Here is a 12,032-nt window from a genome sequence, read left to right on the forward strand (position 1 = left end):
TAATCCCATCAATTTTAAAGATTGATGGGATTTCTTTTTATTAAAATATTTTTCGGTCTAATCAGCTAAAGTAATAGCTTCTCCATTTACCTCAGACGTTATTACATATTGGTTTGATATCCATTTGTATTTACTAAAATAAGACTCTGCAAGTAATTGCATCCCTTTTAGCATTTCCTGCTTTGGATAAGCCACAGATACCATTTTAATTAATGTCTTGTTCTCTGAGCTATGAGAGTATTGGAAAAGCCTCCACATCCCTGCCTCATCTAGTAAGGTTAAAGCCCCATCTATGCCATATTGATTTAAAAGTTTATTCTGGAATTCTTGTCCTTTGATTGGTAATAATCTACCCGATTTTACTTCCCTTTCATAAAGTTCTTGCTCTCCAAGTGCATAAATATAAGATTGCATAAGTAAAGCATCATAATAATCTAGATCTCCTTTTGGTTGAGAATCTGGACCACTTTCTCTTAATGACAAATAGCTATTTATCCAGCTTAAATGTTCCCATTCTTCAAATTTTTCAGGGAATTCTACAGCTAAAGTATCTATCATGCCCATATAATGAAGAACTCTTTTTCTTTCTTCAGAAATAGCAAAGTATTCCAAAGGGTCAACAACTTCTAACTCTTTATTAAAATACTCATTGACCATTGTTTGCTCTTGAATATTGATGCTTTGAATGAGTTCTTTATCAATTTCGTGTTTTTGTAATGCTTCTGTAAGATTGATGTTCAATGCTATTCTTGCCTCTGTAATTCTATTTTTAAAGTAAGAATTGATATCAGCAGAATAATAGGCTTTGTAAAAAGGATTTTGGTTATGACGCATTTCATTTTTAAAATATTCCCCTTTAAAACCAAAACGCTGTTGGAAATTGACATTATTAATCCCCCCAGAGTGGATAAACGTCATCCAATATTTCATTGCTGATTCTGGGAAAGGAACAGAAACACTTATAGTTACATTAGCTTGTTGATTTTCTACTTTAGACATTCTATAAGCAATAGAATTTGCTAATTTAGGTATTACAGTTCCTTGTAGATGTTTTGCTAAAGAAACCGAATCTAACATGTTTTGTCTACGAATAACAATAGATTGCTCGTTATAAATTGATTCTAAGTCTGTATCATCAAAACCTGGTACTTTAACTGGCTTAGGAGCATGAAGAGCTACCGCATCAAGAAAAACAGGCATAGTTTCCTGCTTCATAACTATTTCTTTGATAATGTAAGAGTTAATATTAGATACTCTAACACATCCTCCAGATAAAGCAAAACCTAACTGATCTTCTCTATTTGTACCATGAATGTATAATTGACGTGTACCAGAATTACTATTATCAATATAAGAAAGATCGTCTGCAGATTTCCTTAAATACTTTGTAGCAGCAACATCAACGAACTCAGCGCCAAAGTTTTGTCCTATTAAACCAAACTGGTTAGTACATATATAAGCTTTCTCCTCTTTAGTACTCTTTCTATAAATATATTTTGCTTCACCATCATAAGTCTGTCTATGTAACTTATAAAACATTTTTTTAGGTGTTGCTATTTTTGTACGAGATTGCCATCCGGGTTGTGTATATTTTTTATATACTAAAAAGTAACCGATCGGAGTTTTACCAGAATCGTCTTCAAAACCAATTCCTTTCCATGCAGAAGAAATATCAATCTCAATTAAATCACCAGTGGCCATATTAATAATATACCCTTTTTGTCCTCCTACATTTCTATGTGCTAAATTCCCAACAAATGCATATCCAGATTGAATTTCTTTATTTTTTCTTAAGTAGGTAAATGCTTTTGTCAGCTTATTATGTATCAATGAATATCTTTTAGGATCATTCTTTTTTGATAAAACATTCATCCCACATTTTGCATTTTCTTTTAACATCATCTTTTGATGCTCCGTCATTTCGGGATATTTTTCATATAAAGAATTGATAAACCTATCTGTAAGTTCTTTTAAACTTTCGGGCATCAATACTTTAGCTTCTTCTAACTCTTGCATTGCTACAGACTGGAAAACCTCTTCTTGTATTTTTGTAGATGCACCACCTCTAGAAGTTACATATACAGCTTTACCTGTTAATTCTTTCCAATTAAAATCGTCTGTAGTAAATAAATCTACAGATGATATACTTGTATTCTGAGTAGGCTGAGTACAAGAACATACTATTATAAAAACTGAAAGTATATATATATACCTTTTGTAGCAATTCATAATCAGATTGGTTTAGAGTGTTGATATTGATAGTTAGTTGTCAGAATTTAGTTTCTTAATGTAAAAAACGAAAAATCAGTGAATAAAAAAAAAGTCTAGATGTAAGTTTTACCTTATATCTAGACTAATAGTTAATCTACCCAGTGTAATACATCTTTGATTACACTCCAATGTTCTTCTTTTCTAAGGTGATCATTGCCTAAAATCCAATAATCATAAAAACGAGTTATAGTTCCATCTTTTTTATTGACCTCAATCCAGTTAGTAACAAAATTAGCCATATTCTCATCTTTGTTCCCTACGGGATACGCCAATGGAAGTGTAATTTTATATGGTAATGGATTTGCTATCTGATATTCTGGATGAAGTAGCGTTAATGCTGCACCCCTCTCTGCACTTGTAAGAAGACCATCTAGTTTCAAGCTATCTGTTTGATTAAAAAACTGATTTACGGAATCTAATCGAACAGCCTTTGCCTGAGGGAAATAATTTAAAAACTTTTGTGCTACATCTTTCCTTTCAAAGTACCCAATTGTAAATGAACTTACTTCAGAAGCTTTATCAAATGTTTTATACTGATCTGCTTGATCCCTAACAACTAAAGCCATAGTTACATCTAAATAAGGTTTAGAAAATGATAATTCAGCAGAATATTGACTCGACATAAAAATATCAGACATTACAATATCAAAATTATCATTTTTCAATTCCTCTGGCATATGTCCTACTGTTATAGGAACAAACTCAATCTCAACATCTAAAGCAGAGCCTAACTCATGCGCCATATCAATTCCAAAACCAACTAATTCTCCTCTAGCATTAAAGTAACTAAATGGTATTTCATCTTCATAAAAACCAACTCTTACAATACCTCTTCGTTTTATTCTCTCTAAAATACTTTCATATTTTAATAATTTAGTTGGATTAGGCGATGCAGAAGGTAAAACCTTAAAGGGAACAAGCTTATGGATAAGCTGCATATTTGCAATCACTTTATCATTTTGATAGACATCTTTTAAAGAATAAGATAAAAATAAACGAAGTGGAACTAATGTTACAATAAACAGTATAACCGTAACAGCTACCCCCATGGTAATCTTTCTTTTTCTTAATTTAAAAAAGCCATTTGTAGAACTTAATGTAAGTATTGTTAAGGTGATGAGGTGCATTGCCCCAAGTACAACCCTTACTCTATCTGTAAAAACTGTAGATACCACAAATAGTTGAAACATATCTTTTGGAATCTCTAAGAGATCCAACATAAACGGTATTCCTGTTACAGGCGCCACAAAACTACTTAGTAATGTTGCTCCAATAAACATTGGTGTATTTGATATTGTAATAGGGTTACCTACAAACCAAGCTGCAAAAGGAACAAAAACAAAAATAGCTAGTGTTCCTAAATTTGGAAAAGGATAAGCTAATGGCATTAAAATATCTGTTCCTGCTTTATTTTCATCAGTATCTAGATTGTACTCCGCATACAAAGACTTTAGATCTTCAATTAACTGAGGTAATACAACTATAATTTTACCTGTTGCAAAAATTGTTATCAATGTAGCCTTTGTAAACTTAAAAACATCTTTGTATTTAAAAGGAGTACATGCTGTAATTAACATTGGTAACACCCAAAAAGTAAGTATTAAAACAGCCACTAAATAAGTAAGCAGATAGGCTTGCATTTTCCCTAACTCATCTAAAGTCATGGTTCCTGCTGTACTAGCAGCAATAGCAAAAACACCTGCAGGAGTTAGCTTGACAACAAGTTTATTCACTTGATTTAATGCTTTATTAAAAGCATCCAAACTATTTAGTAAAATCTCTTTGTCCTTTCCATTTATCTGCATTACTCCAATACCTACTAGAATACTGAATAATACAACCGCGGGTACTTTACTTTCTGCTAAAGAAAAGAATGGATTAGAAGGAATATATAATTTTAAAAAATCGACTTCTGGAGGAGGTGTCACAAAACTAGTACTAAAGAAATTAGCAGATTTCCATTCTGGAAAAGCAAACGGTAATATCATAACAACAGCTATACCTATTGCTAATAATAATGATAGAAACTTTATACCTTGAGTTATTAACTTACGTCCTTCCTCAAGTGATAAACGGCCAATATTTACAATTAACGAAAACACAATATAGGGTAATACAGTCATCTGTAATAAACCAATAAATGCATCTCCAACAATTTCTAAATGCCCTGCATACTCACCTAAAAATAATCCTAATGCTATTCCAGAAAATAGGCCAATTAAAATCTTTGTTGAAAGAGTCATTGGCTTCTTCTCCTTTGTAGTTGATGTCTGATTTGTCATAAAAAATTGAGCGAATTTTAATATCTGTACATAATTTAATAATGTACCTATTCAAATATAAATAAAGGTTACCCCTATTGCTATAAGAGTAACCTTTTATTTAAATATAATATAAAAAGAACTTAATCTTCTTCTTCAAATCTTTCCATAACAACAGCGCAAGAAGCATCTCCTGTAATATTAACTGCTGTACGTAGCATATCAAAAATTCTGTCTACTCCAAAGATTAACGGTAAAGCTTCTACAGGAACACCTGCAACCATAAATACTGCAACAGCCAATAAAGAAGGGCCTGGAACACCTGCTGTCCCTACAGCTCCAAGTACCGATGTTATCGCGATAGCAATATATTGTGACATCCCCAATTCAATACCATACATCTGAGCAAAAAAGATGGTTACTAATGGATTAAATACTGCGTTACCAGCCATATTTACTGTAGCACCTAAAGGCAATACAAAAGAAGCTACACTTTTCTTAACTCCCATTTTATCTACTGCTTCATAATTTAAAGGCAAAGTAGCCAATGAAGACGCTGTCGATAATGCAAATATTTGTGGAGTTACCATTTCCTTAAAAAATTTAATAGCTGGTACTTTACTAAAAAATTGAACCATACCACCAAATAATGGAAATGTAACTACTATCAATGCTAATATGTAAACAATAAAGAGTTTACCAATACTAAACAATATATCGTAACCAAACGTACCTACAGATGATGCCATTAAACACATTACACCAAATGGAGCAAGCCACATTACTTTAATAATCATCCAAACAAGTACATCATTTATTCCATCTATAAAAGTAGATACTACTTTTTGTTTTTCTTCTGGTAATTTACCAATACCAATACCAAAAAACATTGAAAATAATATGATCTGTAATACACTACCCTGAGAAAGTGCTTTAAAAGGATTGGAAGGAATAGCCCCTTTTACCGTATCCCAGAAACCTGCAATCTCTCCTCTAGAAGCTAAAGAAGCATCTGTAATTCCACCTGCAAGGTCTTGAATATTTAACCCTGTACCTGGTTTAAAAAGCACAGTAAATACTATTCCTACAAAAACTGCTACAAATGATGTTGCTCCAAAATAAAGGAACGTCATACCACCTATTTTACTTGCATTCTTTGATTGCCCTAATGCTTGCGCTCCCATTATTATAGAGAAGAATACCAATGGTATTACAAGCATAGAAAGTAGTTTTATAAAAACATCTCCGATTGGAGCTATTATGGTAACATCTTCACCGAAAATAATTCCAAGAATAATGCCTAGGACCATTGCAATGAGGATAGCGATACCTAAGTCAACCTTAAAGAATTTCATACTTTTAGTTATAGTTTAAATAATATATTGTCAATTGATAAAGTTAATAGTTACAGCCTAAACATTTAATATTTAGATTGTTATTGCTTTTAAACATTTTAATTTTAAGTAAAAAAAACCCCATCACGTTAACGTAATAGGGTCTAGTATTTCAAAAGATCTTTACAATCTAAACTACTTACTTATTGCTTGTCAAATACGTAAGTATATTTTGTATCTGTTTCGAAAGTTCTAGCAGCTGAAGATGGTAAAGTTGTTTCTGTAGCTGTATAAACTAAAGAAATAGCACTACCTGTTCCAGTAATAATTGGAGCAGAGTCCCAATCTAATGCTAAAAATTCAACAGCCGAATAAGATTTATTCGTGAAACCTGTTGGCATAGGCCAAGCGGTATCATAACCTGTAACAGTTACTGCACCACTAGTAAGGTTGATCGATAATTTAAAATCAGCTGTTACTTCAGCAGGATTAGTTGAATCGACATTAGCAGCATATACTGCAGTTGTAACTCCTGGATCAGGATCATCACTACTACCACAACTAGTAGCTAAAGACATTAAGCCGATTAACGACATAAATAAGATTGCGTTTTTCCAAATGTTTTTCATTACAATAGAATTTTTAAGTTTTAGAATGTAATAGAGACAATTGAAATAAGGAGACCGACTTAGCAAATATAATATAACTTATCATTTTTTATAACTTTCTATAGAAATTCTTTCGTTACAATATTCATATTCATATACTTGGTTACTGCAAATCACAACAATTTTGCTATCACTCACTAAAGGTAACCAATGCTGATACCACTCAATATTTCTCTGGTCTAAGTTAGAAGTTGGTTCATCTAAAAACAAAATTGATGCCTCAGTAAAAAAAGCTAATGATAATTTCAACTTTTGTTTCATTCCTGACGAAAAGTCTTGGATTTGCTTATTTTTTGATTTTTCTAAACCTAAAATTTCAATAATTTCGTCTACAGGTTTAGTCATTTTTTTTAATGATGCATGAAACTCTAGGTGCTCAATAAGCGTAAATTCTTCAATCAGTTCAGTATATGGGCCAGCCATTACTAAATGCTTCCAAATATCATCTGCTTCAATCTCATTATTATCAACATATGTAATTGTACCTTTTGATGGGTGTGAAATCCCTGCCAGTAATTTTAAGAATGTAGACTTACCACTTCCATTACCACCAATTACAGCATATGCTTTTCCAGACTCTAAAGTGAGGTTTACTCCTTTAAAAATCCATTCTCTAGCATATTTCTTACCTAGCTCTTCTAATTTTATTATCATGATAAAAAACAAAAAACCATCTTCCCTTTAACAAAAAGAAAAGATGGTAAATTATATATTTTAAAAAGAATAAATTAATATCCTTTAATAATGCCTCTTTCGGAATTCTTTAAGAATTGAAGAATAACATCTCGTTCATCTGTTTGCTCTAATTCTTCTTCTAACTGACGAGTTGCCTCTGCCATTGTAAAACCTCTTGTATAAATTAAGCGGTACATTTCATGTACTTCTTGTAAAGCATCACTGTCAAATCCTCTCCTACGAAGCCCAACAGAATTGATACCACAATAACTTAAAGGCTCTCTTGCTGCCTTTACATAAGGAGGAACATCTTTACGAACTAAAGAGCCACCTGCAATAAATGCATGCTCACCAATTTTAACAAACTGATGTACTGCTGCTGTTCCTGCAATAATTACATGATCTGCAATTTCTACGTGTCCAGCAATTTGTGTTGAATTTGATAAAATACAGTTATCTCCCATAATAACATCATGAGCAATATGAACATATGCCATAAGCATACAGTTCTTACCTACAACTGTTTTCATTTTATCTGTAGTACCTCTACTTACAGTAACACATTCTCTTAGCGTTGTATTATCACCAATAAAGGTAAGTGTATTCTCACCTTGAAATTTCAAATCTTGGGGAATACCTGAAATTACTGCTCCAGGAAAAACTTTTACATTCTTCCCTACACGAGCACCATCCATAATAACTGCATTCGGCCCAATCCAAGTTCCTTCTCCAATTTCTACATCCCCTTGAATTGTAGCAAAAGGTTCAACCACCACAGTGTCTGCAATTTTTGCATCCGGGTGGATATTTGTCATTGGATATTTTTCAGTGTAAGGGTTTTTTGACATCGTTTGAATTGTGATAATAATATCAATCAGTGTACACCAGAATAAAAATTAAACAATCTAATTCTGATTTTAACTACGAATATACTGAATAAAAGAATAAGTTGATGAAATAAACTTCATCAACTTATTCTTATCTATTTTCTAGTTATCTTTTTTTACAAGACTAGCAGTCATGATAGCTTCCGTAACAAGTTTTTCACCAACGTAAGCTTGACCTTTCATTTTAGCGATACCTCTACGAATTGGCTGAATCAACTCACATTTAATGACAAGAGTATCTCCAGGAACAACCATTTTACGGAATTTACATTCCTCAACACCTACAAAGTAAGTCCAATAGTTTTCAGGATTATCTACGCTATTTAAAACTAAGATACCACCTGTTTGCCCCATTGCTTCAATCTGAAGAACACCTGGCATAACTGGATTACTAGGAAAATGTCCTGTGAAGAATTCTTCGTTTATAGTCACATTTTTTACACCGATCACATATTTATCTGTAATCTCTGTAATCTTATCCACTAATCTAAATGGATATCTGTGAGGAAGCATTTCTTCTATTTTATTTACATCATAAACTGGCGGTTGATGAATATCATAAGTTGGTACATTTTTACGTGCCGACTTAAGCATCAAACTTTTTAATTTACGAGCAAATGCAACATTAGCCGCATGACCAGGTCTTGCTGCTAAAATTTGACCTTTGATTGGACGACCAACTAATGCTAAATCACCAACCATATCAAGTAATTTGTGTCGAGCTGGTTCGTTTGGATGACGTAATTTTACGTTATTCAAAATTCCTTCCTCTGCTACTTCAACGCTTGGCAATTCAAATAAATCAGCCAATTCGTCCAAAGTATCTTTTGATACTACTTGATCAACAACTACAATTGCGTTGTTAAAGTTACCACCTTTAATTAGGTTCGCTTTACGTAAAGCTTCTACTTCATGTAAGAAACAAAATGTTCTTGAAGAAGCTACTTCACTAGCAAAATCAGCAATATCGTTTAATGCGGCATGCTGACTACCTAATACAGGAGAATTATAATCAACCATTACAGTTAAACGGTAATCGTTTAATGGTAATGCTGCTATTTCTACTTTTCTGTCATCTTCTTTGTAAAATACCCCTTCAGGTACTTCAAAGAAGTTACGTAACATAGATTGTTCTTCAACACCTACTTCCATTAAAGCTTCTACAAACTTAATAGAACTACCTTCCATAATTGGAGGTTCAGGGCCGTCAATCTGAATTAATACGTTATCAATCTGTAAACCTACCAAAGCAGCTAAAACGTGCTCTACAGTATTTACTCTTGCACCATCCTGCTCAATAGTTGTACCTCTCGATACATCTACTACATTGTCCACATCACAATCCACAATAGGCTGACCTTCAATATCAACTCTTTGGAATTTGAATCCGTGATTTACATCTGCAGGCAAAAAGATCATTTTACTATTTGCCCCTGTATGAATACCAACGCCTTCAACGGTCACTGGTGCTTTGATAGTATGCTGTTTTGTATACATCATAAGATAGATTTGGCAATTCTAAAGTTGCCGTACTACTTGGTTATTTTACTTATTATAACAGTTGAAAACTCAACTTGGCTACAAACTTAATACTTTTTTCTCCAAATCTCTTACAATTCTTTGTAACTCAGGTAGCTTCCTGTAAACTGCAAAAGATTTTAAATGTTCCATAGATGAAATTGCAGGTGATCCCATTACACGGGTACCTGTCTCTCTAATTGTTTTAGCAATACCTGATTGTGCTGCAATCATTGTCTTATCTGCTATTTTTATATGTCCAGAAACACCTACTTGACCACCAACCATACATTGTGCTCCAATTTCCGAAGAACCAGAAACACCTGTCTGAGAAGCAATCACTGTATTCTCTCCAATAATTACATTGTGTGCAATCTGAATAAGATTATCCAATTTCACACCTTGTTTTAATATAGTAGATCCCATTGTAGCTCTATCTACAACAGTATTTGCTCCTACATCAACATTATTTTCAAGAATAACATTCCCTATTTGAGGAATAGTTTTATATGTACCATCTTTTTGAGGTGCAAAACCAAAGCCATCCGACCCAATTACAGCACCTGCTTGAAGTGTACAATTATTTCCTAATTTAGAACCATGGCAAATTTTTACACCTGCATAGATTACACAATTATCTCCAATCTCAACTCCTTCTCCAATAAAAACTTGTGGATGAATTTTAGCATTTTTACCAATTTTCGCTCCTTGAGAGATATAAGTAAAAGCACCTACATAAGCAGTTGCTTTATCCATCTCTACAGATTCGTGTATAAATGCTGGTTGCTCAATACCTACTTTTGCTAAACTAAGCATACGTTGGTACTCTGTAAGAAGATCTGTAAAACCTGCATAAGCATCTTCTACAACAATCATTGCACAAGGAACTTCTTCCTTCGGTTCAAATCCCTTACTTACAATTACCGCACTAACTCCTGTTTTATAGATAAATTCCTCATATTTCATATTCGCAAGGAAAGAAATAGCAGATGCATCTCCTTCTTGAATTTTTGCGATTGATGAAATCTTAGCATTTGGATCTCCTCCAACTACTTCACCTTGAAGTAATCCTGCAATTTGTTGTACGGTAATTTCTAATTTCATAGTAAGATATGACTATATCCACAAGTTGATTTTGAACAAAAAACGTTTTTGAATGTCTAAAACAAACAAAAAATCACGCTAAGATACAACTTTGGGTTGGCATAGGTAATGTTTTGTAACAATTTTCGTCAAAACTTCAATATTTGGCAAATCTGATGCTTCAGAAATATCAATCACCTCACCCGTCTTCATTTTCACCTTAATCCCTTGTTTAGCAGACGTATACGCTGAATTACTCACATCTCCATGAAGGCATAAAAAGGGTAAATCTGAGGGTAAAAAGCCAATTGATAATAATTCTTTCTCAACAGTTTTTAACTTTTCTGCTTCTATTTTTTCAATTGACATCTCACAATTAAACAATCTTCTTGTTAAGATACCCTTTGTAAGTACTTCTAAAACTTTATCTCCACTATTCTCCCATGTCTTTATAATATGCCAAATATCAAAGTCGTCAATCTTTAGATATTTATCGATCAGCTCATCATTTTGTTCAAAATCTTCTTTTGTAAAAGTATTTTGAAGAAAAAATTTAAGTGTTTCATCACATGGTAATTCTACTCCCTGTGTATATAAGTATTTTGCTCTTTTTACTATATTTTGAAGCATTAACTCTGCTGCTAACCCCGTTTTATGTAGATATACTTGCCAATACATCATACGTCTAGCATTTAAAAATCTATCTATACTGTAGATTCCTTTTTCTAATACAACAATTTCATCATTATGCACATCAAGCATTCTGATTATCCTATCAGCACCAACACTTCCTTCTACTACACCAGAAAAAAAGCAATCTCGTTGTAAGTAATCCAACCTATCCATATCCAACTGACTAGATACCATTTGATGAAAAAACTTTCTATGGTATTTCCCTGTAAACATTTGGATAGCCATATTAAGCTTACCATCAAACTCTTTATTCATTTTTTCCATTAAAAATAAAGAGAGTTCTTCGTGATGTACATTGATGAGAACATGTTCTAAAGCATGAGAAAATGGTCCGTGTCCTAAATCATGTAAAAGAATTGCAATCATTGCTGCTTCTTTTTCTTCTTTAGAAATCTCTGTACCTTTTCTTACAATAGATTCTATTGCGGATTTCATTAAGTGCATTGCTCCTAATGCATGACTAAAACGAGTATGCATTGCCCCAGGGTATACAACACTTGAGCACCCCATTTGCTTAATACGTGATAGTCGCAAAAATATCGGGTGATTCACCAATTCTAAAATTAATGGCGAATCAATAGTCACAAACCCATAAATTGGGTCATTAATCATTTTATAAGTCATGAGTAGAGAACTTTAAAC

General features: G+C 32.9%; 9 protein-coding genes. All 9 read right to left on the reverse strand.

Going from position 1 to position 12,032, the window contains the following annotated elements; genetic code table 11:
- Window positions 1–57: 57 nt before the first annotated feature.
- The 9 genes from EI427_RS14135 to EI427_RS14175 all read right to left on the reverse strand — a co-directional run bounded on the left by EI427_RS14135 (window position 58) and on the right by EI427_RS14175 (window position 12,014).
- On the reverse strand, window positions 58–2,229 hold the full coding sequence (locus EI427_RS14135) for a L,D-transpeptidase (RefSeq protein ID WP_126615731.1): 2,172 nt from the start codon (window positions 2,227–2,229) through the stop codon (window positions 58–60).
- 131 nt (window positions 2,230–2,360) lie between these two features.
- On the reverse strand, window positions 2,361–4,553 hold the full coding sequence (locus tag EI427_RS14140) for a cation:dicarboxylate symporter family transporter (RefSeq protein ID WP_126615733.1): 2,193 nt from the start codon (window positions 4,551–4,553) through the stop codon (window positions 2,361–2,363).
- A gap of 122 nt (window positions 4,554–4,675) precedes the next feature.
- Window positions 4,676–5,887: a dicarboxylate/amino acid:cation symporter gene (locus tag EI427_RS14145; RefSeq protein WP_126615735.1), complete on the reverse strand. Its 1,212-nt coding sequence runs from the start codon at window positions 5,885–5,887 to the stop codon at window positions 4,676–4,678.
- Window positions 5,888–6,069: 182 nt separating this feature from the next.
- Window positions 6,070–6,495: a hypothetical protein gene (locus EI427_RS14150; protein WP_126615737.1), complete on the reverse strand. Its 426-nt coding sequence runs from the start codon at window positions 6,493–6,495 to the stop codon at window positions 6,070–6,072.
- An 81-nt stretch (window positions 6,496–6,576) separates the two neighbouring features.
- Window positions 6,577–7,188, reverse strand: coding sequence for an ABC transporter ATP-binding protein (locus EI427_RS14155; RefSeq protein WP_126615739.1), 612 nt, complete (start codon window positions 7,186–7,188; stop codon window positions 6,577–6,579).
- A 74-nt stretch (window positions 7,189–7,262) separates the two neighbouring features.
- Window positions 7,263–8,057, reverse strand: coding sequence for an acyl-ACP--UDP-N-acetylglucosamine O-acyltransferase (lpxA, locus tag EI427_RS14160; RefSeq protein ID WP_126615741.1), 795 nt, complete (start codon window positions 8,055–8,057; stop codon window positions 7,263–7,265).
- A gap of 141 nt (window positions 8,058–8,198) precedes the next feature.
- Window positions 8,199–9,593 carry a bifunctional UDP-3-O-[3-hydroxymyristoyl] N-acetylglucosamine deacetylase/3-hydroxyacyl-ACP dehydratase gene (locus tag EI427_RS14165; RefSeq protein WP_126618423.1) on the reverse strand — a complete coding sequence of 465 codons (1,395 nt, stop codon included), beginning with the start codon at window positions 9,591–9,593 and terminating at the stop codon, window positions 8,199–8,201.
- Window positions 9,594–9,674: 81 nt separating this feature from the next.
- Complete coding sequence (gene lpxD / locus EI427_RS14170; protein WP_126615743.1) at window positions 9,675–10,718, reverse strand: UDP-3-O-(3-hydroxymyristoyl)glucosamine N-acyltransferase; 1,044 nt, start codon at window positions 10,716–10,718, stop codon at window positions 9,675–9,677.
- A 78-nt stretch (window positions 10,719–10,796) separates the two neighbouring features.
- On the reverse strand, window positions 10,797–12,014 hold the full coding sequence (locus EI427_RS14175; RefSeq protein ID WP_126615745.1) for an HD domain-containing protein: 1,218 nt from the start codon (window positions 12,012–12,014) through the stop codon (window positions 10,797–10,799).
- Window positions 12,015–12,032: the final 18 nt, after the last annotated feature.

Origin of the sequence: Flammeovirga pectinis (genome assembly GCF_003970675.1) — a bacterium.
GTDB classification, from domain to species: domain Bacteria; phylum Bacteroidota; class Bacteroidia; order Cytophagales; family Flammeovirgaceae; genus Flammeovirga; species Flammeovirga pectinis.